Below are 24202 nucleotides of genomic sequence, written 5' to 3'. Positions count from 1 at the left end.
CGCATGGTCGTACTCAATTTACGGCCAAGTGGGCATAGAGATGGTGTCATGATACGAAGACTCTTGAAGTTTGCTCTGATTGGCTGCCTGCTGATGGCTCTGTTGTTGGCCGGTGGTAGCTGGTGGGCCTATCGTCAGTTGGCCGGCAGTTTGCCACAACTGGACGGCGAAATGGCTGTCTCAGGACTTACCGCGCCGGTGACCATCGAGCGTGACTCGCTGGGAATTCCTACGTTGCGTGCTGCCAACCGAGCCGACTTGGCGTTCGCAACCGGTTTGGTACACGGCCAGGATCGGTTTTTTCAAATGGACTTGTTGCGTCGCAATTCGGCCGGAGAGCTGGCCGAGCTGATCGGCCAACCGTTGGTCGATCAAGACAAGCGCATTCGATTGAACCGATTTCGAGATGTTGCGCGGCGTCGATTGGCGGTGGAGAGCAAAGAATCGCTGGAGGTCTTGGAGTCGTATGCGGCCGGAGTAAACGCGGGATTGAAGTCGCTGAAGGCACTCCCCTTTGAATATTTGTTGCTTGGCAGTCAGCCACAACCTTGGAAGCCTGAAGATTCGATGCTGGTCATCTTCTCCATGTTTCTCGACCTGCAGGATGATGCTTTCGACTTTGAATTCGATCGAGGGCTACTGCATGACTCAGTTCCCCAGGAGTTGTACGATTTCCTGATGGCTCGTGGCAGCCAGTGGGATGCTCCTATTCATGGTAGTGCCTTGGAGGTCCCCGACATCCCTGGCCCAGACGTATTTCACGCGCGTCGCGCATCGGATGTGGCTGTGGACCTGCTACAGCCGCTGGATCAATTGACCATTCGTGAGCGCTTTAGCCTGGGAAGCAACAATTGGGCTGTGTCGGGTAAACACACCGCCGACGGTCGGGCCCTCGTTGCAGACGACATGCACTTGGGCATTCAGGTTCCGCACATTTGGTACCGCGCTTCATTTGTGTGGCCGGATGAAACCGATCCGGCGCGCCAGCAGCGTATGACCGGCGTGTCGTTGCCTGGAACACCCGCCATGATCGTCGGTTCCAATGGACACATCGCTTGGGGCTTCACGAATACCGAGGGTGATTGGGTGGACGCAGTGATTGTAGAAGTGGACCCGTCTGACCCCGACAGCTACCAGACACCAGAGGGGCCTCGCAAGTTCGAGCGTCATACCGAAGTAATCCAAGTTAAAGACGCTGCGGCCCAAGAGTTAGAAATCGTGTCCACCATCTGGGGGCCGATCGTCAAACGCGATCATCAGAATCGGCCGCTAGCGATTCGTTGGGTTGCCCACGATACCGAGGGAGTCAACTTTGGACTGCTGCACATGGAGCGTGTCAAGACGCTGGACGATGCACTCCATCAAGCCAACAGCAGCGGTGCTCCGCATCAGAATTTCGTCGTTGCCGACAGTTCCGGCCGCATTGCTTGGACCGTGCTCGGCCGCATTCCCCGCAGAATCGGGCATGATGGCTGGTTGCCTCAGTCGTGGGCCGACGGCCAGGTGCGCTGGGATGGATATCTGAATCCCGATGAGTACCCGCGAGTCGTCGATCCGGAAATCGGGCGACTGTGGTCCGCCAACGCCCGAGTTGTCAGCGATGAACTGTACCGCGTCGTAGGCGACAGCGCCTACGATCTGGGGGCTCGCCAACAACAAATACGGGATGGATTATTGTCCCTGGATCAGGCCACCGAAGCCGACATGCTTAAGATTCAATTGGATGATCGGGCTTTGTTTCTTCAGCGTTGGCAGCAGCTGCTGCTGGATGTGCTCAGCAGCCCCGCAGCGGCCGGCGATCCGCGACGACAGCAGCTTGGACAGCACGTTGCCCAGTGGGGTGAGCGCGCTGACGCCAACTCGGTTGGCTATCGCGCTGTCTGGCTGTTTCGCGGTCGCGTCATCGCTCAACTGAGCGATCTGCTGGGGCAGCGGTGCACTCAAATCGACAAGGAATTCTCGCTATCTAAATTTCGTCGAATCGAAGGGCCTTTTTGGAAGATCGTTTCGGAGCAGCCCGATCACCTGCTTGATCCGCGCTTTGAAAGTTGGGATGCGTGGCTGCTAGCCGCTGCCGATCGCGTGATCGAAGCGGCAACCGTCAATGGAGCTTCGATGGATCAATTTACGTGGGGAGCGATCAACACCACTCGCATCCAACACCCCATCAGCTTGGCGATCCCAGCTCTGGCACCATGGCTTGATATGCCGTCGCGACCATTGGATGGAGCTTGGGCCGATTTGCCGCGCATCCAGGGTCCTAAGATGGGCGCCTCGCAGCGCATGGCGGTCTCACCTGGGCGTGAGCAAGATGGGTATATGCACATGCCCTGCGGCCAGTCGGGACATCCGCTTTCGCCCCACTATGCCGATTCACACCCAGCCTGGGAGCAAGGGCAACCCAGTCCCTTCCTCCCCGGCGATCCCATTCATACGCTCACCCTCAAACCTTCCACAGCCCCTTAATCACAAATTGTCAGGATTCATCATGACGCTCGCCAACCTGCGGATTCAATTCCGCTTCCCACGCCACCTATTCGTTCTCGGTGGCGCTATTGCTACAGTTTTCTTGGCACTGGGCGCACCTGCCGCGTGCAGGGCTGAAGAGCCGGCTAAACGCAAGCTGATTGTCCATGTGGACGACGCCGGTATGTGCCATTCGGCTAATGTGGCGACTATCAAAGGCTTGGAAAGCGGCGTGGTGACATCCACATCGATCATGATGCCTTGCAGTTGGGTTGGTGAATTCGCCGAGTATGCTCGCAAACATCCGCAGTATTGCTACGGCGTCCATTTCACGCTCAATTGCGAATGGGATGCGTATCGTTGGGGACCAGTCGCTGGACGCAAGGAGGTTCCCAGTTTGGTCGACCAGCACGGGTTCTTGTGGGGCTCGGTAGGCGACGTGGCCAAACATGCCAAGGCCGAAGAAGTTGAGATTGAGCTGCGCGCACAGATTGAACTTGCCAAGCAGCTTGGCATTCCACTGAGCCACTTGGACACTCACATGGGAGCCGTTATGGCCAGACCAGACATCGTTCAGGTCTACGTCAAATTGGGAATAGAGTATGACCTGCCCTTCTTGTGGAAGCGTCAAGCCAACGCCCTGGAAAAGACGGCTTATCCGCACTTGGCTGCAGCATTAGACGAAGTCGTTACACAGCTCGACCAGCGCAAGTTACCGGTCCTAGATCATCTACTGCAGTTCTACGGTGGAGACGATTTGGCCAAGCGCGAGCAGACTTACAAAGACGCTATTGAAAAGTTATCACCCGGAATCAGCCAGCTCATTATTCATTCATCGGTCGATGGCGAAGAGTTGCAAGCTATCACCACCAGCCACCTGCGTCGTCATCAAGATTTTGAACTCTTCAGTAGCCCAGCGATGATGAAATTCATCCAGGATCAAGGCATTGAACTCACCAGCTGGAAGCAACTAACCCAAGCAGCTCGCCGCTAAAATTGCAATTCACAAAGTCCTTGTGCATAAACAGGAGGGCCAACCGCGCGCGTTTCGAAAGCACCAGAAGTGCGGCCATAAATCCGAACCCCAAAGTATGGAGTGACAAATGCGAGCACCCCAGAGCGGCAAAAAAAGAGCTGGTAACCGTCAATTGACCATTCCGCTGCAGCCTGGGCTGCTTTGTTGCGGCATCGTGGCGCTGCAACGCTATTGAGGCCCAGCAGCTTATCGAGGCATGTTTACGCAACGCTCAAGCGCTCCACTTTCTCAGGGGCGCTTCAGCCCGTTCGTCAGACAACGCGCTAGGTCCCATTTTAAGGCTAGCAACCTCAGGCCAACGCTTCGTGTAACGTCTTGTACGTGCCAAGCGTATTAAACGATTGGGAATGGTAGTTACGTAGTTCCGGCTAATCGACTGTGGGTTCGACTGGAACTGCCCCGCGGCGGTTGAAACTCGATAAGCCATCACCGCGATGTGAATGACGTCAACTGCGATCCTCTCATTGGGGGGGCGGTTCAAGGGTATTCTTGGGTTTGGTGGTTGCCGAAATAATTCGTTCAGCTCTGCCCGAAACAGTCAGCGATTTGCCGTGTTTACTTACACCGAGAATCGAGATTTGCTGAATTTCACGGGTTTTGTGACTCGCGAAACGAGATGTGCTTGTGTTACATTTGCTGCTGATGTGGACCGTGGTCCATGGCATCGACGCCTCGATTGCGGTTTTCAGTTAGTTACCACGAAAGGGTATTCGGTATGAGTTTGCTTCGATCTCCGGTCAGCTTTGGGATGATTGCTATCGCCATGGCAGTAGCCGGTTCAGTAGCAGATGTCGGGGCTGCCACGACTGAATCGGAAAGCAGGGCGTCGACGGGAAAGGGAGTTGTCGATGCTAAGGTGCCTATCGGCACGCAGGTGACCGGGTTTGAACTGAAGGACTTTCGCGGTCGGACTTGGAGCAGCCAAGAGTTTTCGCCAGCCCCGGCGGTAGCCGTTGTTTTCTTGGGGACGGAATGTCCACTGGCCAAGTTGTATGCATTGCGCATCTCGCAGCTTGAAAAAGAATACGCCAAGTCGGGTGTGGTGTTTGTAGCTGTTAATCCCAACGTCCAGGATAGCCTGGAGATGATGGCTTCATTTGCGCGCAAGCATGATTTGGAGATGCCCTTTCTAAAAGACCCGGCTCAGGAGTTGGCCAATGCCGTGGGAGCGTCGCGGACCCCTGAAGTCTGCCTGTTGGATGGCCAGCGTCACCTAGTCTACCGGGGGCGAATCGACGACCAGTGGGGTATTGGCTATCAGAAGGACAGGCCGGAGACCACAGAATTGAAGAATGCCATTGATGCTGTGCTGGCGAACAAGCCCGTTCATGCACCGGAGGTTGCCGCGCCAGGCTGCCTGATTGGCCGTCGCCGTCCGACAGAATCTGACGGCGAAGTCACGTATGCCAATCAAATCTCGCGCATCGTTCAAAAGCGCTGCTTAGAATGCCATCGCGATGGCGAAATTGGCCCGATGGATTTTACGTCTTATGAGGATGTCGTGGCCTGGAGCGACATGATGTACGAAGTCATCAGTGACCGGCGGATGCCGCCATGGCATGCCAATCCACAGTACGGTCACTTCGTCAATGATCGCAGCCTTTCGGCCGAAGAGATTCAGCTATTTGAAAAATGGGTCGATAGCGGCACGCCGCTGGGCAATGTAGAGCAATTGCCCGAGCCAATCGCCTATGTGGATGGCTGGCAATTGCCACGCGAGCCAGACTTGGTGATTCCGGTCAGTTCCAAGCCATTCAAAGTTCCAGCCAAGGGGGCCATACAATATCAGCATTTTTCCTACAAGACGGACTTGAAAGAGGATAAGTGGATCAAAGCTGCTGAGGTTCGCCCTGGAAATCGCGCTGTGGTGCATCACGTGTTGGTGTTTGATCGTCCGGCTGGGTCGGAGGGGGGTATCATGCCGCACCGCTCGTTCTTGGTGGGGTATGTTCCAGGTGGCCGCGTGGCTCCGTTTCCGGATGGTATGGCCAAGAGGTTACCAGCCGGCAGCGAGCTAATATTCCAAGTGCACTATACTTCGATCGGTACCGAGCAATTAGACCAAAGCCATATGGGGCTGGTATTCGAGGATGATCCCAGCAAGTTGACGCACGAAGTTCAGACGACCAGCGTCGTAGACCTTCTATTGCAGATTCCCCCCGGTGACGGGAATTATACGTCATCAGCAGCTCTGCCAACCCCATTGCCTGACTGCGAGCTGTTGGCGCTCAATCCCCACATGCATCTGCGTGGCAAATCGTATCGGTACACAGCGACCTTCCCCGACGGGCGCAAAGAAATCTTGTTAGATGTCCCCAACTACGATTTCAACTGGCAGACGGATTACCAGTTCACAGAACGAATTAAAGTTCCTGCGGGCACCAAGATTTTGGGTGAGGCTGCGTTTGATAATTCTGACAAGAATCTCAACAACCCTGACTCCTCAAAATGGGTCATGTTCGGCGATCAGACTTGGGACGAAATGATGATTGGCTACATGCATGTGGCGATACCCATCGATCCGGCGACTGGGCGAGCCAAGTCGAGTGTTCTGCCGCGCGACTTGAATGAGGGGTTTATTGATATCGAAGAGATATTTGCCAGGCTTGACCGAAATCAGGACGGAAAAGTTAGCCCTGCTGAGCTACCAGAGCGAATTCGGCCTTTCTCGGTATTGGTAGATGCTGACCGCGATGGCTCCATTTCGCTGGATGAATTCCGAAAAATCGAAGAGCGGATTGGTGGCGGTCGTGGTGGTTCTCGCGGTGGTGCTCGTGGTGGTAATGCTCGTCGCGGGGCCGGATTCCGCTCCGGTGGCCGCCCTGGGGAAGCTACCAAGAATGCATCCAGTCAAAATAATGGTGATTCGGCCAGTGATTCTGAGGATTCGTCGGCAGATTAGCTCTCCCAGGGGCGCAGGTTTAAGTACAATTTTCGTTTTCCGTAACGCGCGGTCGTCATTTGGCGTAAAATGATGCGTTCCCCGAAAGCCAACGAGGCGAGGGGCGATTTCTGCGAAGTTGCATAAGTATGAAGGTACAGAGGTAGGTTTATGTTCAAGAGAGCGTGGGCGCTAAGCGCCACCATGACGGCGGTTGTAGTTATCTCGGGCGCTGCGGCGTTGGCTCAGCAAGCCGGAGCCCTTAGTTTGCCTGCGGACACAAAGACCGTAGTTCAAGTCGACGTCCAAGCGATGCAGAATTCCGGATTCGGCAAGCGATTGATTGAGATGATCGTTGATCGTGCCATGGAGCAAGTCGCCGATCGGTTTGGCATCGACGTGCCATCGGCTGAGGATGCTGTGGGATTCATCGGCTTCGATCCACTCGAAGAGGCTCGCACGATCACGTTGGCCGTCAATAGCTTTGACCAGCCAGAGCAAGGGCTGGTGGCAATCATCGAGATGAAGAAGAATATTGGCAGCCTTGAAGCGCTGTTGCCTAGCATTCCCGGTTATAGTGTGAAGAGCGTGGGTAGTCATCGCATCCATTCGGCCAGCCCAGATGGAAATACATCAATCCATTTGGCGATTCACACCTGCGGCGAAGGAAATAAGACGCTTGTAGCTGGCGCCAACCAAGATGCAGTCAAGGGGCAACTCGAGCGCATGGACAGCAAGGAAGCTGCTGACCAGAAGTGCCTGAGCTTTCAGCCCGTAGGCGGCGCCATGTTGAATGTTCAAGTTCTGGAGCTGCCGCCAGCCGACAAGTTAGGTGATGGCCCTCAAGCGATCTTGGTCACCATGGTCAAGCAGCTCGCGGTTCAGTTGAGCGAAAAGGATGGCAAGTTGAATTTGGCAGTGAATCTAACGGGCGTCAGTGACGAGACTGCCGAGCAGTTGGATCAAATGCTTCAAGGCGTTGTGCCCATGGTTCAGGATCAAATTGGCGGTTTCGCTCAAGACCTGAAGGTTACTCGCACAGGTGCTGTAGTGACGCTGGCTGCTCAAATGGAACCGAAGGAAGTTGCCAACATGCTGGAAGATCAGTTTGACAGCGTTGTCGGCATGGTCGAGGGAGCATTGGGCAATCGCTAAAACGTCCTTCGGAGCTGCTGCCACCGACGATTTGTTCGGTGGCAGCAGTGTAACTGGGGATATTGACGGCAAGCTTGATTTCCAAACGCTCGCGCGGCTTGCCGTGGGTGGCTGCGAAGAATCTTTTGCGCAGCTTGCAGAGCGTTTTCGTCCCCGCTTGGTACACGTCCTCCAGCGTCGACTGGGTAGCGGCCATGCCCAGGTTGACGCCGAGGACGTAGTCCAGGAGGCGTTGCTGAAGGCCTATCGTAATCTGGCACAGTACGATTCGCGGTACCGCTTTTCGACTTGGTTGTACACCATCGCCTTTCGCGTGGCTCAAGACCGTTTGCGTCAACAGCGACGCTGGTTGAATTTTGTTACGGAGTGGTCGCAGCTGAATCGACAGGCTCAGCCGCAGTCTGTCGAGCGAGCTGTGGAACTGGAAGATCAGGTCGAGGGGCTATGGTCTTCGGCCCGACGACTACTGACAGCCGACCAATACGCTGCCCTTTGGCTGCGGTATGGTGAAGATTTAGAAATCAGTGAAGTATCGCAAATACTCGGCAAGAAACCAGGCAACGTGCGCGTGCTATTGCATCGAGCCCGACTGGTGCTAATCGAGCATACAACCAAACGGACCGACAATACCACCGACAAAACCATTGTCAGGGATGACGCTTGATCCGATTCGGAGCATGATTCATGATACGATCCCAAGCCAATCTGAAGCAGTTGATCAGTCAAGCCATAGACAACCGGCAGGCGCTGCCCGACTGGTTGCAAGCTAAATTGCACGACGATCCTGCACTGCGCGAGTATTATGACCAAGCTATGCGACTGAGCGCTCGCTTGCGCGACGACGCGCAGCGTTGGTTAGGCTCTCCAGAATCAATCAAGGTTAGTCCCGAACGAACTGCAGTCGCAAGGCCAACTCGCATTGCCTACTGGTCGGTATCTGTAGCAGCCGCATGGTTGTTATGCGTAGCCAGCTATGCATGGCTGCGTTCCACCGATAGCGACGTCACAAATAATGTTGTGGCAAGTAGCTCGGCGCCATCCAGTAGCTCGGCGCCATCCGATCAGTACAGCAGCCTCGCCGATCAAGGGCCTGGAAGTGCGCCAGGCGACTCGCGACCCACCGTTGGCGAGCAGCTGGCAGACTCAGCGGATTCACCACTGGGCCAGCGGCTCAACGATGCCCAAAAGCAAGCGGTAGCCCGGGCGCTCATCGAATCCACCGTGGATAGCCTCGAGTTGGTTGGGCAGACCTTGTCGCGAAGTGTGGTGGGCGATCTTGGGAGCTTTCCAAAGTTAGCGGGCGGTGAAGATAGTGTTTCGACGCCTGATGGCAGCGACCGTTCTGCGTTGGATTCGGTCGCCGTGCAATCCGCTGCGACCGATGGTGCCATCGCTCCCGAGCAACTGCTGGAGGAAGTGCGTCGTACCACGCATTACTTTGTCCACACCCTGCCCCGCCGCGCGCTGCAGCTGGATCTGGCCAGCCGGGCGAACTAGCCAGCCAGAATCAAACCATGCCTTATGCACCTTCTTCTGTGGTGCCCTCACCCCTTCTTGCAAACGCTGGGTAGTCGCGCGCACGAAAAAAGTGCGTTGATAGGCTTGTCCTCAAAGGCGTTTGCCGACAAGTGCATTCTCGATCGAATCTACCGTGGTGGAATTGAACGAGACCATGCGGCAGGTTAGGTCGCTTACCGAAGAAATTATTGTCAGAGCGTTGGGCACATCGCTTGCGCGCTTTGAGCCACAAACCTGGAGTTCACCCTGTCGAGTGTGAGTTTTATGCACACAGATTTCGGTCTAACATACGGTAGTTGATGGCCTCTTGAAGGTGGTGCATCTGGATATCTGGACTATCTTCCATATCGGCGATGGTGCGGCTGACGCGGAGGATTTTGTCATGAGCCCGAGCGGATAGGCCAAATTCGTTGCAGCCGTCACGCAACAAAGTTCGGCTGGTGGAATCCAACGGACAGTACTCCCGCAACTGGCGACTGGACATTTGAGCGTTGTAGATCTTCGTCGAGCCTTCAAAACGCTGCTTTTGATGCGACCGCGCAAGTTCAACCGCCTTCCGGATGTCACTGCTGCTAATGCCCTCTTTTGAGGAACTCAACTCTTCAAAGGGAACGGCTGGAACTTCGATGTGAATGTCAATGCGGTCCAACAGCGGGCCAGAAATGCGCGACATATACCGCTCGATCTGCGTCGAATTGCAGGTACAGTTGCGCCTGGTATCGGTGCGAAATCCACAGGGACAAGGGTTCAGTGCTGCCACCAGCATGAAATTGGCGGGAAATGTCGTGCTGCGCAGAGCTCGCGAGATAGTCACCACGCGATCCTCCAGCGGCTGCCGCATGACCTCCAGCGTTCGCCGGTCAAATTCCGGTAGCTCGTCCAGGAACAGCACTCCATTGTGCGCCAAGGAGATTTCTCCTGGCGCTGGCGGACTGCCGCCGCCAACCAGCCCAGCGTTGCTAATTGTATGATGCGGCGACCGAAAGGGACGCGTGGCCAGCAACGGTTGTCCGGATTTCAATTGCCCCAACGAACTGTAAATCCGCGTCGTTTCAATCGACTCGTCGGCGGTCAACTTGGGCAGAATCGTCGGCAGTCGCTTGGCTAGCATTGTCTTGCCAGAACCTGGCGGTCCGAGCATCAACAAGTTGTGCGCTCCAGCAGCGGCGATTGCCAGAGCCCGCTTGGCCATCTCTTGACCGCGCACATCGGCAAAATCTAATGAATACGAGCTATACTCGTCGAACAGTTGTTCAAGCTGACAGGGGTGAGGAGCGATTTCGAGGCTCCCGATCAAAAACCCGGCCGCTTGCGTCAGCGAGTCGACGGGGATGACTTCGATTTCGCGAACCACCGCTGCCTCGCCGGCGTTTTCTCGCGGTAAGATGATGCCCTTTAGACCTTGATCGCGGGCTGCCATGGCCATCGACAGTGCGCCTTTGATCGGACGCGTGTGTCCCTCCAGAGCCAATTCTCCAACCACAGCATAGTGTGCAAACAGGTCAGATGAAAACTGGCCGCTGGCAGCTAACAAGCCCAACGAAATGGGCAGGTCAAACGAGGCTGCTTGCTTCGGCAGCTCGGCGGGCGCCAAATTAATCACTACGCGATCGATGGGCCTCTGAAAGCCGCTGTTGACAATAGCCCGCTCGACCCTGTGAATACTCTCCTTGACCGCAGCCTCCGGCAGTCCAACCAGCATCGTCTTGGGCAACGGCGTACTGGAGACATCCACCTCGACCTCAACCGGTACCGCCTGGATGCCAAGTAACGACAGTGTGTTGAGCTGGGCCAACATAAATTGCGCTCATCTCAGGAAAAACGGCGGGCTCCCCAGTGTTAGTCGCAAAAGCGAGCCATTCCATGCAGCTCGCATATAGTTTTTACCCGATTTTTTCGGGTCAGTGGTCAGGCTCGGCCAGCCAACGCACAAAATTGACCAGATGCCAAACATCTTGCCCGGAAATCACGCCCTCCACGGAGGGCATTGGCGTACCTTCGATACCATAAGCGATTCTCAAATACAGCTTTTCAGGTGCCGAACCGCCGCGATAGATTCCTTCGCGCAAATCTCGCGGCTGAATATTTCGCGGCGGCAGGGCTCCGCGAGCCATCAAACCCACCAGTCGTTGGTCAGACACCGGATTGAGGTTGATGCGTGCCATCCAATCTTTCGTCCAGTCATCATAATCCTGATTCTGGCCATCACCGTGTCCCTGGGGCCCATGACACTTGCTGCACGTCTGGGCAAATAGCTCGCGGCCACGCTCAATGGAAGCTGCCAGCGGTGTATCTTGCTCGCTCTGGGTGGCACGATGCAGCTGGTCGAGGCTTGCTGAGATCGGAATTTCTCCAGGATCAGACACCGTCAGAACCTGGTCAGTGGCCGATAGCCACTTGTCTGCGACGCTCGTAATAATCTGGCGGACACGCGGTAGTTGTTCGCTTTCAAAACCATTGGAACCCGGAGCATACAGATTGCATACGGTATCGGCATCTTGTGATTCAAATTCGATCTCCTCGGCGGCCGTCAGGAGCGCACGTTCCACTTCGCCGCGCCATGACAGGTAGATCACATAATCGGCCAGCATCTCGATGTCATTATCTGTCAGCTCCTTGATGGGCACCATCGTAGTGCCTGCGATACCATGACTAATGGTGTATATCAAATCACTGCGCAGTGGCTTAACTCCGACCGGCGTACTCTTGAATTTGAACTTGCCCAGCCGAAAATCACGCGGATAGGGATTGGATATCGCCGCATTTGGTCCACGTCCGTTACCGGTTACTCCATGGCATGATGCACAATGCCGTCGAAATAATCCGCGCCCTGGCTGCTCAAGCACAACTGGACCTGCAGCGACTTGCAGGCGTTGCAGATTCACTAACTGAGCGGCTGGACCCTCCAAAAAATCGGGCAGCTTGGGTTCGTCGGGGGTGCCGAAAAATTCACTCAGCGCCACCTGAGCTTCGTCTAATGCTTGCTGCATTGAGTACTCAATGGCCAATTCGCTCACGTATGCATGGACCAGATTCGGCTCAAATTCGAGAGGTTTATCCTGCTTTGCGCATCCCAGCCAACTCACCGAAGCAATAGCCATCAGCGCCATTCTTCTTGTGTAATTCAAGGTGATCATCGAATTGCGTTTATGTGTTAGAGTGTTTTGGAATTGTGAGCGGGGGAGTTACTTGGAGGCGGAGAGTCATCAATCAACATGCGCAGCGGCGGAGTGTCTAGGTCATCATATTGTCCTTGCCGAATGCAGTAAATGCAGGCCACCAAGGCAGAGCCGCCCAAAAGCAAAGCTACGGGCAACGCGACATACAAGACGCTCATTGGCCTCTCCAATTATCGAGACTGTGTTTCGGTGCGGTCACTGAAAAGCTCGGTATGGCAAAGGTTAGTCCCAGTACGGTTGCCGAGCTGGCTGGCATGACAATCGCCGCGATCAGGGGACTAATTTGGCCAGCGATTGTCAGGCCTACAGCCAATAGATTGTATGCGAGCGACACCGCAAAGCAGAAATAGATAATTCTTTTTGTGGCCACGCTTCCGCGTAGTAAATGCGCTAGATTCTGCCAGCCATCAACGGCCATGTACACCGGTGCAGCTTGCAGGCTGACCTCTGCCCCACCGCGCACGGCAATACCTACGTCGGCAGCAGCCAAGGCTGCCGCATCGTTGGCACCGTCACCGATCATGACTACTGTCGCGAAATCTCCTCGCGATTGCTTGATAATTGCCAGCTTCTGCTCGGGGGACACGCCTCCCAGGCATCGCGGCGGGTCGATGCCGACTTGCTGTGCGACTTGTCGAGCGATATCCGGGTGATCGCCAGACAATAATCCGATTGACCAACCCAAATAACGAGCATCGGCCACCGCTTGGCTAGCTTGTCTGCGAACAGGATCCGACAATCCAACCAATGCGGCTAAATGTCCGTCTACGGCTATGAATACAGGACTGTGTCCTTGTTGAAGCAACGCTTCGGCCTTGTTAATGACGCTTTCAGGAAACGGGATTCCCTGAAGCTCGAAGGCCCTACGATGACCAATCACCACGATCCGCTGATCGACGACTCCGCGTATGCCTCCACCAAAAGTTTCAACACTGCTTACCACCCGCTCTCGGGTAGCGACGCCTACTAGCGCGTGAGAAGAATCGGTAGGGCCTTCATCGGCGCGGCAGAGATTCTCAGCCAGTCGAACAATGGCCGCAGCAATGGGGTGATGGCAATGCGCTTCCACCGCTGCCGCCAGTTGGATCGCTGATGGCGACCCCCAAGTCAACTGCGCATGTTGGCGGCCTTCGGTCAACGTGCCAGTCTTGTCAAACCAGATGATGCCGGGCTGGGATAATCGCTGCAGCGCCGTGCCATCGCGAATTAAAATGCCGGCTCGGGCTGCGCGACCAATGCCGACAGCGATGGCTGCCGGCGTAGCCAAGGCTAACGCACAGGGACAAGCCACGATCAGCATCGCGGTGCCAAAATTCAGTGCCTTATCAAAGGATATCGGCAGCCAAATTAAGAATGTGGCGACCGCCAATACCAGCACGGCCATTACAAAAAATCCGCCGATGCGATCGGCCAATTGAACAAGCGGCGTCTTCTGGGCGGCAGCTGACTCGACGGCTTGCATCACCCGTCCAATGCGACTTTTCTTACCTACGGCTGATACACGAACGACGATTGGTCCGCCAACGTTGATCGTTCCCGCCTCAACCTGGTCACCCTGATGAATCGCGATCGGTTGACTCTCGCCGGTTAGCAGCGAACGGTCCAAGCGGCTGCTGCCAGATATGAGCGTGCCGTCAGCAGGTAAGCTCTCGCCAGCAGCGACTTGAATACAATCTCCGCCCGTCAATCGATCTACCAATACCATGGTCGAGCCGCCATCGTCCCCAAGCAATGTCGCATGACGGGGAGTGATGCGCATCATCAATTCCACCGCGCGGGCTGCTTGATGCTGCTGACGGAACTGCAACCACCGTCCGATCAGTAATAGGAACACCAGCATCGACAAGCCATCAAAGTAGACTTGTCCTTGGCCACGAACGGCATTCCACAGACCCACCCCAGTTCCAACTCCCAATGCCAGCGCAATAGGCAAATCCATATGGGGTGTACGAGCTTTGATAGCCGACCAAGCGCCGGTCAGAAACGTGCGTCCTGGCCCAAGCACAGCGGCGGCGCCCAACAGCATTCCCCACAGCTCAAAGAAGTATTTGTGCTCAGCGGCAACTCCAGAAAATTGTCCTGCGTACAGTGCCACGGCGATCCACATCGCGTTAGCAGCCAGAAATCCCGCAATTGCAATCTGGACCAAGCGCTGTCGATTCTCCAATCGCAAATGGTTTTCGCGACTGTGATCCAGAGGTTGTAGTGGGTAGCCCAAGCGATCCAAAAACCTCGCAATGCCACTTAGCTTAGCTTGCTCGGGGTCATAAATTACTTGCACCGTATGATCGCTCAATTTGACGCGGACCGCGCATAGTCCGGGCTGGCGCATCAGCGCTCGTTCGATCAACCAGCTACAAGCCGCACAGTGAAGTCCCTGCACTCCCAATTCGGCTGTCATCTTCCCATCACTACCGGCTACCGGAGCCGACTGGCCGAGGAATTCGGTTGTGTCAAAATGCTGATAGTTATCAGCGCCCCCCGCGGCGCGCGCTGAACCAGTGGTGGTCATTTGATCACGCAACGCGTAAAAATCGGATAACCCCCAACCTTGAATCAATTGATAGGCACCTCGACAGCCTGTGCAACAGAATATCGGCTCAGCCAGCGATGTCGGGCCGGATGTCGACGTGGCCAAACCACAGTGTGCGCACGGTCGAGTTGGTGTCACCTGTTGAGAGGCTTCAGCAGAGGAAGCGCCAAACACTTCGACGTTGCCGTCGAGGCGATTATCACTGACTGCAACGCTCCGCTGCATGCTGGCCACCGATGCTGGACTCATGGTCTTGGCTCCAGGTCAGTGGAAGACACCTCATGAGACGTTGTAATCCTCGTTTCTTGGGGCTGTGGCTGACAACATGGCAGTGGCGCAGAAACCATTTCTTGCATTCCAACACGAATCGTCTGCGCATCGAGGGTATCAATGGCTCGCCCCGATCGTAAATCGTTAACTAAAGAACTGGAGACCGACAGCGGATGCTTCATGGCTGCAAATCCCTGACCCGCTACGGTATAAGCTCCGGCGACGATCATCAATACTCCCGTCAGCACCGGCATCACCGGCCGTATGGGGCCAACCAACAAACGGCTGCCGGCAATCAATCCAACCAGTGCGGGAACACTACCGAGCCAGAAAGCAGACATCACCACGGCCGCCAACCACCACGAACCGGTACTGGCAGCCAGCAGGGCAAACAGGTACAGCCATCCGCAGGGAAGCAATGCGGTTAATAGTCCAACCACGAATCCGCGCAGCGGTAAGGGAAGCTGAAAGATGATGGGTCTTAATCGCAACAGCCCGGCGGTAAAGCGTGAGGGCTGCGGCGCCGCGTAGCTAAACTGGTTGCCGTCGCCCAGGCGGTGTGTCGCCGTGTTCGGCGAAGATAGCCTGGGCGCGTCAATAGCCGCAGAGGCTTGGCTGGTTCGCTGCGCGCCGATCCAAGTCATCCACCAGTTTCTTAGGTAAGGCATGAGAAAGCGAACTAGCGCCACCAGCCCGGCCAGGATCATCAGCCCACCAGCGATGCGCGCCGCTAGCGGTCCCAGGCCTCGACTATCACCACTCCAATCCAATAATTGTCCAACTCCGCCAACTACAACTCCGACGCCTGCATAACTGGCCCAGCGCCCCACATGATACAAACCGGTTGGCCACCAACTGACTAAGCCTGACGGACGATTGCGGTCACCACCTGATACCCACAATGCCAGCGGTCCACACATGCCAACACAGTGCAGACTGCCCATCACGCTGGCGGTCACCACGGCGGTAACTAATATCCACATAGTCTAGAGTTCTAAACGTTATTACAGGTTGTTGCTTTGGGTCCGTTTACGCTAACAATCATTCACAGCGAAGATGGGCCGGCGCGTGGCCGAACCAGTCCCCGGCGCTGTTCCAAAGGTAATTCCCAATATGTTGATGAAGGTCGTAAAGATTGCGATTTCCCCGCTCGTACCCGCTACAAAACCTCTCAGCAACTTGCTCATTCTTGCTGCTCCACTCCATCGGACTGAACCATGACCGTCCAGCGTTGGGCGGCGATGCCCTGGTCGCCTTCTATTGCCACATCAAATTGCCATAAACCGTTGTGGGTCAATGGGACCATGGCGACATAATCGCCAGCATCGGCTTGATCAAACGTCAGCCAATAGACCTGGTTTCCACGAGCGTGATGAAAGACCTGGCCAGTGATGCGTTGGTCCGAGACAGGTTGCCCATGGCCATCGCGAACGCGAAGCGTTATCACGCGCCGCGGGAGTTGCGTATCATGTGCCGACACAACTGTATCAATACTCCATGCCAAATCCTCGAACCTCTGCCAGTGCTGTCGAGTCGTGTCCCACTGCAGACCAGCCTGATAATAATTGGGAATGATGGCCACCGTTGAGTCGCTCAGTGCCAGGTAGATCGCTATTCCAGCTCCAAAAACTTGGAGGCTCAACAGGCCCACGATTACCGAGACCCAAAAGCGGCGAGCGCGCCGTTCCTGCTGCCGTCCGTCCGTGTCGGGCAGCGAAATAGATTGGGCCGGTGCTGAAATGCTGGTTGAGTTCATGTGCTACGTTATCTTCTGGGGCCTAGAAGTTTGAAAGTTACTTCGCGTCGAGTTCCCGAAGCGTCTTCGATGCGCACGACCGCCGGAACATTACCGCGACCCAGAGTCAGTCCACTGGGGAACGTAATGCGCAGGTCGATGGTTCCAAGCTTACGCGCTGCAATCGTCAACTGGTCGTCGTCGACGGTCCCCACGACCATTTCAGCGGGAGAAACGGGAATGACCGAATATTGCTGATCAAGTTGAGTACGGTTGGTCAGTCTCAGACTAAAGCGGTTCATGATCATGCCATCCTGGGTCAGGCTAAATGGATTACCTTTACCTCGCAGGACATTGGCGGTAAATCCGCTTGTCATGCCAAGTGCTACCACAAACCCGGCGATTACTGCAACCAACAAAACAGGATAGATAATGGTGCGTGCTCGAACCACGCGCCTCTTTTTATTCTCCAGAGCAGCCTGAGATGTAAAGCGAATCAGTCCAGTGGGCAAATGGACCTTAGTCATTACGGCATCACATGCGTCAATACACTGAGTGCAATTGACACATTCCATCTGCAAGCCGTTGCGGATGTCAATGCCGGTGGGGCACACGGCAACACATTGATGGCAGTCGACGCAATGCCCTTTGCCGTCGCCAACCCGCCGCTTACCTTTTTCGCGCGGCTCGCCGCGATTGTAATCGTAGGCCACGATCAACGACTGACGATCGAGCATGACCGACTGGAATCGACCATAGGGGCAGGCGATCAGGCATGTCTGCTCACGAAAGTAGTAGAAGTCAAAGGTCATCAATGCAGTGGTCAAGGCCATCACGGCAAACGCCGTGGGATGCTCTAGCGGCGAGCTGTGCAGAATCCAATGTGATAATTTCTCCGGTCCAACGAAATACGCCAGAAAGGTGTGAGCCAGAAACATGCTCAGCAGCACGTAGACGCCCAATCGGGCAACGGCCAGCAGAAACGAGAGCTTCCGCTTGGCAGGTCCACCTTTACCTCGCGTCCCTTCAAACAAACGATCGATGGGGCGAAACAAAAACTCCATATAGACAGTTTGCGGACATGCCCAGCCACACCAGGCGCGCCCGGTGACTGCCGTAATAAAAACGATCGACAGGAAAACGGCCAACAACATCAACGCCAATAGCAGCGTATCGGTGGGATAGAAAGTCTGGCCGAAAAAGGTGAACTCTCGGCTGACGATATCCAAACGCAACAGTGGCCGTTCAGCAATCTGCAAGTGTGGAATCAGCACAAACACCAGCATCAGCACATAGGCTACGATTCTCCGCCGTCGCCACCAAGTTCCAGTGGCCAGCTTAGGGAAAATCCATCGACGCGATCCGTCATGCTCCAAAGTTGACAGCACATGCTCTGGCGCTGCTAACAGCGCTTCGTGCATCCACTCAGCCTGGGTAGACTGGTCCAGGGCGGATTGAGTATGGTGCACGTGAGGATGATCGGCCTCACGGCCTGAGCGGTTCATCGAAATTGTCTCAAGTACTATGGTCCAACTATGAAATGGGACAAATTATTGTTCAGCTTCGGGCTCCTCAGGCGGCGGGGCGGGCCAGGCGGGTATGGGATTACCATCAGCGGCTTTGCCGGGCAGGTTCTGGCCACGTAGCGAAATAACGTAACTCGACACCAACACGACTTCATTCGGATGCAAACGGTTGCCCCAAGCGGGCATCGCCCCCTTGCCAGCTCCTTCGGAGACAACCTTGTACACATCCTCTGGCTTGCGAATGTACTTAAAAGCTTCGTCCGTTAAATTGGGGCCAACATTGCCCTCGCCGTCGCGGCCATGGCAGGAAATACAGTTGGCTTTGAAAACAGAGGCCCCCACTTTCAGCCAATCTTCACGATGAGCAAACTTCATCAATGTGTCTTGGTCGCCAGTCAAATCACCGATGGCCCCGAATTGCAGTCGCGTGTTGTCCGCATCAGCCACTTCATACAGAGTCACCAAATCGCGTCCCGGCGCTCCGGTATGGTACCACATCACATAGCCAATACTGAAGACAATGGTGGCTACAAACGTGTAGGTCCACCAGCCCGGTAGTGGATTGTCGTACTCTTGAATGCCGTCGTAGGCATGATCGGTCAAGGCATTATTTTCCATAGCGGGGATCCTTCACAGCATCGTCGTCCAGCGGTATTGAGGCAAAGCGATCGACGGCGGTGCGACTGAGTCGCAAGGTGCTATACACGATCATCGCAAATGTAACCACAAACATCAGCAAGGCCGCTTGAGCCAAGTCGGAGTAGTCCAGCCAACTAACGACGTCTTTCACCATTTATGGATCCAATCTGAAATGTTTCACCACTGTCGTCACGGCAATTGGGCGACTTCAGAGGCCGAGTTGTCTACGGGTGCGGCTGGAACCGCAGGTTCTGGGGCGCGATGCAGGTCGGTCCCCAACCGTTGCAAATAAGCGATTACAGCAATTGCCTGTTTGTCATAGACGCTGGCGGGGCCGCCTTGGGCGACAATGTCCGCATTGATTTGCAGGGCTTGCTGTCGCGCTAACTGTTCACAATCTTCCAGGACCTCGTCAGGATAGTTGGCTCCCAACAAGTGCGCTGTACGCACGATGGCGGGCAGACTCCTGTAATTGATATCATCCTCTGTCAAGTGTAGATACTTAGGCATGACCGAGCCGCGCGATACCTGATCGGGATCCTCGAAGTGCGTCCAGTGCCAGAAACTACTCTGGCGTCCGCCTTCACGGGCCAGATCCGGCCCGATGCGCCGACTGCCCCACTGGAACGGATGATCGTAAATGAATTCTCCAGCCTTGCTGTACTCGCCGCTGCGCTTGGTCTCTGCGACCATCGGGCGAATCTGTTGCGAATGGCAGTTGTAGCAACCCTCCGAAATATAGATCTCGCGCCCCGCCAATTCCAACGGCGTATAGGGTTTGACGGTTGCGATCGTGGGAACATTGCTGCGGATCAGGAACGTGGGAATCATTTCAAAGGCAGTAGCAGCCACTACCGCCAAGGTGGTCATGACGGTGAACTTGACCGGCAACCGTTCCCAAGTACGGTGCCAAACGAGTTTACTCCAGGCATCCAGCGCAATACCCCAGTTGACGACTGGAGCCCCGACCAAATCGCTGGTCGGCGGTGGAGGGTCTTGATATTCGGCAGTAAGCGCCGGAGCTGTGTGGACGGGCTGTTCGTATTTCGCCGGACGGGCCAGCCAAGTCATCAAGGCGTTGTAGGCCAACATCAGCGCGCCTAACACATACAAGCTTCCGCCGATCACTCGAATCCACCACAACGGCACAATGCGCTGTGTAGTTTCCACGAAATCCGGGTACATCAATTGGCCGGTCTCGGGATCCAGAGCACGCCACATCAGACCCTGCATCAGACCAGCAGCGTAAATGGGAATGACGTACAACAGAATACCGATCGTTCCGATCCAGAAATGTAGTTCCATCAGTTTTTGGCTGTGCAGTTTGGTTTGAAATATCCGTGGCAGCAGCCAGTACACCATGCCGAAGGTCATAAAACCGTTCCACCCCAAGGCCCCCGAGTGGACATGCGCGATCGTCCAATCGGTGTAGTGGCTGAGCGCATTGACACTCTTGATGGACAGCAGCGGTCCCTCGAAAGTTGCCATACCGTAGAAGGTAATGCCCACCACGTAGAACTTCAGAATCGGATCGGCGGCTACCTTGTGCCACGCTCCGCGCAGAGTCAACAAGCCGTTGATCATGCCGCCCCAACTAGGCATCCACAGCATCAAGCTGAACAACATGCCCAACGTACTGGCCCACTCAGGCAGCGCCGTATAGTGCAGATGGTGAGGGCCAGCCCAAATATAAATGAAGACCAGCGACCAAAAGTGAATGATGCTTAGTTTGTAACTAAAAACTGGCCGCTCGGCGGCTTTGGGCAGAAAGTAGTACATCAAACCCAGAAACGGTGTGGTCAAAAAGAAGGCCACTGCGTTGTGACCATACCACCACTGCATGAAGGCATCCTGCACACCGGCATACACCGAATAGCTGTCCCAGAGGCTCCAGGGTAGAACCAAGCTATTGAAGACATGCAGCAACGCTACCGTCACAATGGTGGCGATGTAAAACCACAGAGCGACATACATGTGACGTTCACGACGATGGATGAGCGTCATCAAAAAGTTGCCGCCGAAGATCAGTAACCATACCACGGCTATGGCGATGTCGATGGGCCACTCCAGTTCGGCGTATTCCTTGCCTTGCGTAATCCCTAACGGCAACGTGACTGCGGCAGCCACAATGATGGATTGCCATCCCCAAAAGTGCAGGCGGCTCAACAGGTCGCTCCACATTCGCGCTTTGCACAACCGTTGTGTGCTGTAATACACGGCGGCAAAGATGGCATTACCCCCGAAAGCAAAGATGGCTGCGTTCGTGTGCAGCGGACGCAGACGCCCGAAACTGATCCAGGGCAGTCCTTCGGACAGCCAGGGCAGTACTAAAAGTAACGCGACGATCAGCCCTGCCAGCGTGGCCACGACGCTCCACAGAATCGTGGCTGCCACAAACATCCGAACGATGCCGTCATCGTACGTAAAACTCTCCAGAGTAGCCGGTGCCGGCGCCGCGATTGATTGGCGTTTGTCCATGGATCTCTAACTAACTTTAGGTAACAGACGAATGGCATTCAGGCAGCGCAAAAATCCTACAGCGACTAGCCGACGCCGGAATGACCAGATCAGAAGAAATCTAGAGCACTTAACGGTGCCGCCCAACTACAAATTTAACTCTATTGCCCCTGAGCGGCAACTCACCGCACCGCCGCCCCGGATTTTAGAAAGCGCCAGATGACACAATTCCGATTTTAATAATCAGATGCTGTGTTAATGGCTCAGTGTGTTAACCTGCGCATACTGTGACTCACCATCGTCTGTCGAGTCGTCGACCGCCGAAAGTTTGATTTTCGGCATCCTCTTTCACGGGCTCGACGCCCGCCAGCGTGGCTATCAATGCTCGTCCAATGAGCGGCTTCGTGGGCCGATAAGCGAAACGCGTCGCGGTACGCCCGCTCAGCATCGTGCGGCTCGCGCGTCTACGGCCAAGTTGGTCCGTCTTCATAGAACCGGCCAAGGTCTTCGGGTAGGTTTCTCATTCGATGGTCTCAGGATTGCACTGGGAACCAGCCGCCTATGATTCCATTGGGACCGGAGAGAACCGGCGGCGCTGGGCCAGTGTCGTTGGCTCGATGCAGCTACTTGAGCGCTTGGGCGGGTTGCATTTCGCCTGCTTTGCCAATCGCCACCGAGCCGACTGGTTTGCCAACGTAGAGTCGTTCGAGCGCCGATACGATGCGATCGGTCTGGTCGTCTTTGGAGGTTTCGAAGTGGATCAACACTGTTTCTCGTTTCGTTTGAACGGGAGCACGTATCCTCGGAACCTTGGATGGTGGAGACAGGCTGCCTGACGGGGGTTAGGCCGCCTCAGGTACGGTGCCGTCATTCCCGTGTGACCAGTACTCTAGCGGCCGATTGGGGTTTGGCCGCATTGAGCTGTCGTTGGCTTGAGCTTCCAGATGGTACGTCTACTTGTAACGACCTGACCGGCCATTGTTCTCAAGGCAATTGCTTAAGTAGTCCCGCTAGTTCTTCCGGCGCACCGCCTGCTCGATAAACAAGAAGTTTCGTCCTTGAAACTCGGTGATGAAGCCGCTGATCGCCCAGTGCTGGTCATTGGGGTCTTCTAGAATCGCTGACAAGATCCGCTGCGCGGCCAGGTTTTCTAGCACCAAAAGATTGTGCTGCCGGTCAGCCACTTTAACCGATAAGCGTCCACCCGTGGCAAAACAGATCACGCCTGAATTCTTCAAGCGTGAGCCCTCACGAGCAAGTTCCCCCGCGCCGGCGGGCGTCGCGAGAACTTCTTTGGATGGTTGTGCAGAGGAACTGTCGCTGGCAGACAAGTAATAAGAAGCGCTCAGTGACACGCCAAAGGCTAGGAGCAGTTTGCCAGACATATGCCGGCTTCGTAGGCTTGATAAATGTTTCATGCCAGGGCTGGCTGCGTTGTATGACATGATATTTTCCGCTGCTGCAAGGCACCAAGTATTCTATGGCGTCTCAATGCCTTGCCTTGGGAAGAACCATCGCGTGCAGGCATATTACTCCGCCAACCGTCAGCATCGCCCAGCCTAACCAGGCAGGTGGTTTAACGGTCTTCATTGGTGATGGATGCATGTTCATATACATCTGAGTGCCATAGCCGGTATTGGCCAGTTGAGTGTCCTTGGCGATTCTAGCCAACGCTCGTGTGCTGGTTTCGTTGAGAACAAAAGATTCCACCATGCGGAATTGCATTCCCAACAGGAATACCAAGATGCCGACCATGAAGTAACGGTTGCGATCAAAGTCCATTGTCGGAATTCCTGCCTCGAAATAATTCCACCGCAGTTTTCGCCAGCGCCCTGCGCGGCATACCACTCTGCCCTAGTATCGAACGGAACTGGTTTGCTAGCTTAAGAAGTTCTTGACAGTTCGGTTAGCAGAAGTTGCAGCGATCGTAGGGCCGCTACAATCAATCCCTATGAGCTATTTCGTCCGTGGGGTCACTCGCCAGGATCTACTGCGAACGATTGATATCCACCAACTGTCGGTCAAACCAAGCAGCCAGGGTGTGTGTGACAAAAGCCAGGTCGGCCGGTTGACGAGTCAATAAATGATCAGCTCCAGCTAGGCAGATTAAACTGGTGGGACACGGCGGAGCATCGTCCGCGCTACGGATCGTCAGCATCCGAAAAATCCGCAGGACATGCTCGTATCCCAGAGTTTCATCGTCAGGGCTGTGCAGCAGCATCACCGGCTTGCTCAACCGACGTAGCAAGTCGGGCAGCGTGATCGCTCGAAAATTCTCCAGCATCTGTTGGTCGATCATGTGCTCAGTTCCGCCAATTGTTACCGGGGCACGACCCAAGCGCATAATGTCCGGGCAGTTGCGTTCCAACCACTGCGCCAAGTGAGGCGTCTCGCTGGGAGCAGCTATTGCAGCCACAGCGCAAACGCTGGAGGCTTCTTGAGCCACCGCCAGGCAGGCTGCGCCGCCGAAACTGTGGCCTATCAAGAATTGAGGTGCCGCAAAATGGTGTTTCAAATGCTCGATGGCGGCCAGCAAGTCCAGGCAGTTGGTAGAGAAATTCGTCTGCGAAAAATCGCCAGCACTGTTTCCCAGTCCTGTGGCATCGTAACGCAACACGCCAAAGCCCAGTTCAGCCAATCCTCGACTCAGTCGCACAATCAGCTTGATATCTTTCGTACACGTAAAACAATGCGCGAAGACAGCAAACGCTTTCGGATCTTCAGTCGGCTGATCGACGATTCCCGCTAATTCGAATCCCAGCCCTCCCGCAAAGCTTACTCGCTGGCTGCGCCTCAGATGGCTCATA

At 55.2% G+C, this 24202-nt stretch carries 20 protein-coding genes; 6 read left to right on the top strand and 14 right to left on the bottom strand.

The annotated features are described in order from the left end of the window. Positions 1-48: 48 nt before the first annotated feature. From KF752_04240 to KF752_04215, 6 genes are all read left to right on the top strand, one after another. Positions 49-2466: a penicillin acylase family protein gene (locus KF752_04240; protein ID MBX3420747.1), complete on the top strand. Its 2418-nt coding sequence runs from the start codon at positions 49-51 to the stop codon at positions 2464-2466. A 22-nt stretch (positions 2467-2488) separates the two neighbouring features. Beyond that, positions 2489-3460, top strand: a complete 972-nt coding sequence (locus tag KF752_04235; GenBank protein MBX3420746.1) for a polysaccharide deacetylase family protein — start codon at positions 2489-2491, stop codon at positions 3458-3460. 757 nt (positions 3461-4217) lie between these two features. After that, positions 4218-6404, top strand: a complete 2187-nt coding sequence (locus KF752_04230) for a redoxin domain-containing protein (GenBank protein MBX3420745.1) — start codon at positions 4218-4220, stop codon at positions 6402-6404. A gap of 150 nt (positions 6405-6554) precedes the next feature. Continuing rightward, the gene (locus tag KF752_04225; protein ID MBX3420744.1) at positions 6555-7538 is read left to right on the top strand and encodes a hypothetical protein; all 984 of its coding nucleotides are present in this window, start codon (positions 6555-6557) and stop codon (positions 7536-7538) included. Continuing rightward, on the top strand, positions 7492-8202 hold the full coding sequence (locus KF752_04220) for a sigma-70 family RNA polymerase sigma factor (GenBank protein MBX3420743.1): 711 nt from the start codon (positions 7492-7494) through the stop codon (positions 8200-8202). The genes KF752_04225 and KF752_04220 overlap by 47 nt, the downstream gene beginning before the upstream one ends. A gap of 20 nt (positions 8203-8222) precedes the next feature. Then, positions 8223-9035, top strand: a complete 813-nt coding sequence (locus KF752_04215; GenBank protein MBX3420742.1) for a hypothetical protein — start codon at positions 8223-8225, stop codon at positions 9033-9035. 283 nt (positions 9036-9318) lie between these two features. Here KF752_04215 and KF752_04210 read toward each other — a convergent pair whose 3' ends face one another. From KF752_04210 to KF752_04145, 14 genes are all read right to left on the bottom strand, one after another. Next, positions 9319-10854, bottom strand: a complete 1536-nt coding sequence (locus KF752_04210; GenBank protein ID MBX3420741.1) for a YifB family Mg chelatase-like AAA ATPase — start codon at positions 10852-10854, stop codon at positions 9319-9321. A 103-nt stretch (positions 10855-10957) separates the two neighbouring features. Then, a complete protein-coding gene (locus KF752_04205) occupies positions 10958-12046 on the bottom strand; it encodes a cytochrome c (protein ID MBX3420740.1) in 1089 nt (362 codons plus the stop codon). A 164-nt stretch (positions 12047-12210) separates the two neighbouring features. Continuing rightward, positions 12211-12393, bottom strand: coding sequence for a cbb3-type cytochrome oxidase assembly protein CcoS (gene ccoS, locus KF752_04200; GenBank protein MBX3420739.1), 183 nt, complete (start codon positions 12391-12393; stop codon positions 12211-12213). Continuing rightward, complete coding sequence (locus tag KF752_04195; GenBank protein MBX3420738.1) at positions 12390-15017, bottom strand: heavy metal translocating P-type ATPase metal-binding domain-containing protein; 2628 nt, start codon at positions 15015-15017, stop codon at positions 12390-12392. The genes ccoS and KF752_04195 overlap by 4 nt, the downstream gene beginning before the upstream one ends. Further along, complete coding sequence (locus KF752_04190; GenBank protein ID MBX3420737.1) at positions 15014-16021, bottom strand: sulfite exporter TauE/SafE family protein; 1008 nt, start codon at positions 16019-16021, stop codon at positions 15014-15016. Before KF752_04190 ends, KF752_04195 begins: the two co-directional genes overlap by 4 nt. A gap of 200 nt (positions 16022-16221) precedes the next feature. Next, positions 16222-16794: a FixH family protein gene (locus KF752_04185; GenBank protein ID MBX3420736.1), complete on the bottom strand. Its 573-nt coding sequence runs from the start codon at positions 16792-16794 to the stop codon at positions 16222-16224. A gap of 8 nt (positions 16795-16802) precedes the next feature. Beyond that, entirely contained in the window at positions 16803-18278 is a 1476-nt protein-coding gene (gene ccoG / locus KF752_04180; GenBank protein MBX3420735.1) for a cytochrome c oxidase accessory protein CcoG, read from the bottom strand. Between the two features lie 45 nt (positions 18279-18323). Beyond that, entirely contained in the window at positions 18324-18917 is a 594-nt protein-coding gene (locus KF752_04175; GenBank protein ID MBX3420734.1) for a c-type cytochrome, read from the bottom strand. After that, the gene (locus KF752_04170; protein MBX3420733.1) at positions 18907-19092 is read right to left on the bottom strand and encodes a hypothetical protein; all 186 of its coding nucleotides are present in this window, start codon (positions 19090-19092) and stop codon (positions 18907-18909) included. The genes KF752_04175 and KF752_04170 overlap by 11 nt, the downstream gene beginning before the upstream one ends. 35 nt (positions 19093-19127) lie before the next feature. Continuing rightward, positions 19128-21416 (bottom strand): cytochrome-c oxidase, cbb3-type subunit I, encoded by a 2289-nt coding sequence (ccoN, locus tag KF752_04165; GenBank protein MBX3420732.1) that lies wholly within the window; start codon positions 21414-21416, stop codon positions 19128-19130. A gap of 602 nt (positions 21417-22018) precedes the next feature. Further along, positions 22019-22162: a hypothetical protein gene (locus tag KF752_04160; GenBank protein MBX3420731.1), complete on the bottom strand. Its 144-nt coding sequence runs from the start codon at positions 22160-22162 to the stop codon at positions 22019-22021. A gap of 243 nt (positions 22163-22405) precedes the next feature. After that, the gene (locus KF752_04155) at positions 22406-22840 is read right to left on the bottom strand and encodes a hypothetical protein (protein MBX3420730.1); all 435 of its coding nucleotides are present in this window, start codon (positions 22838-22840) and stop codon (positions 22406-22408) included. Between the two features lie 43 nt (positions 22841-22883). Further along, complete coding sequence (locus KF752_04150; protein ID MBX3420729.1) at positions 22884-23177, bottom strand: hypothetical protein; 294 nt, start codon at positions 23175-23177, stop codon at positions 22884-22886. A gap of 205 nt (positions 23178-23382) precedes the next feature. Continuing rightward, positions 23383-24201, bottom strand: coding sequence for an alpha/beta fold hydrolase (locus KF752_04145; protein MBX3420728.1), 819 nt, complete (start codon positions 24199-24201; stop codon positions 23383-23385). Position 24202: the final 1 nt, after the last annotated feature.

This window comes from Pirellulaceae bacterium, assembly GCA_019636385.1.
GTDB lineage: Bacteria > Planctomycetota > Planctomycetia > Pirellulales > Pirellulaceae > Aureliella.
Note: the sequence above shows the minus strand (reverse complement) of the source record. Positions and strands in the feature narration are given on the sequence as shown.

Excerpts from the sequence above, each read along its gene's own strand:
- KF752_04225 (MBX3420744.1), top strand. The coding sequence starts at position 6,555 with ATGTTCAAGAGAGCGTGGGCGCTAAGCGCCACCATGACGGCGGTTGTA.
- KF752_04185 (MBX3420736.1), bottom strand. The coding sequence starts at position 16,794 with ATGAACTCAACCAGCATTTCAGCACCGGCCCAATCTATTTCGCTGCCC.
- KF752_04235 (MBX3420746.1), top strand. The coding sequence starts at position 2,489 with ATGACGCTCGCCAACCTGCGGATTCAATTCCGCTTCCCACGCCACCTA.
- ccoS (MBX3420739.1), bottom strand. The coding sequence starts at position 12,393 with ATGAGCGTCTTGTATGTCGCGTTGCCCGTAGCTTTGCTTTTGGGCGGC.
- KF752_04230 (MBX3420745.1), top strand. The coding sequence starts at position 4,218 with ATGAGTTTGCTTCGATCTCCGGTCAGCTTTGGGATGATTGCTATCGCC.
- KF752_04170 (MBX3420733.1), bottom strand. The coding sequence starts at position 19,092 with ATGGTGAAAGACGTCGTTAGTTGGCTGGACTACTCCGACTTGGCTCAA.
- KF752_04175 (MBX3420734.1), bottom strand. The coding sequence starts at position 18,917 with ATGGAAAATAATGCCTTGACCGATCATGCCTACGACGGCATTCAAGAG.
- KF752_04155 (MBX3420730.1), bottom strand. The coding sequence starts at position 22,840 with ATGTCATACAACGCAGCCAGCCCTGGCATGAAACATTTATCAAGCCTA.
- KF752_04205 (MBX3420740.1), bottom strand. The coding sequence starts at position 12,046 with ATGCAGCAAGCATTAGACGAAGCTCAGGTGGCGCTGAGTGAATTTTTC.
- KF752_04195 (MBX3420738.1), bottom strand. The coding sequence starts at position 15,017 with ATGAGTCCAGCATCGGTGGCCAGCATGCAGCGGAGCGTTGCAGTCAGT.
- KF752_04215 (MBX3420742.1), top strand. The coding sequence starts at position 8,223 with ATGATACGATCCCAAGCCAATCTGAAGCAGTTGATCAGTCAAGCCATA.
- KF752_04210 (MBX3420741.1), bottom strand. The coding sequence starts at position 10,854 with ATGTTGGCCCAGCTCAACACACTGTCGTTACTTGGCATCCAGGCGGTA.
- KF752_04240 (MBX3420747.1), top strand. The coding sequence starts at position 49 with ATGATACGAAGACTCTTGAAGTTTGCTCTGATTGGCTGCCTGCTGATG.
- ccoN (MBX3420732.1), bottom strand. The coding sequence starts at position 21,416 with ATGGACAAACGCCAATCAATCGCGGCGCCGGCACCGGCTACTCTGGAG.
- KF752_04150 (MBX3420729.1), bottom strand. The coding sequence starts at position 23,177 with ATGGACTTTGATCGCAACCGTTACTTCATGGTCGGCATCTTGGTATTC.
- KF752_04145 (MBX3420728.1), bottom strand. The coding sequence starts at position 24,201 with ATGAGCCATCTGAGGCGCAGCCAGCGAGTAAGCTTTGCGGGAGGGCTG.
- KF752_04190 (MBX3420737.1), bottom strand. The coding sequence starts at position 16,021 with ATGTGGATATTAGTTACCGCCGTGGTGACCGCCAGCGTGATGGGCAGT.
- ccoG (MBX3420735.1), bottom strand. The coding sequence starts at position 18,278 with ATGAACCGCTCAGGCCGTGAGGCCGATCATCCTCACGTGCACCATACT.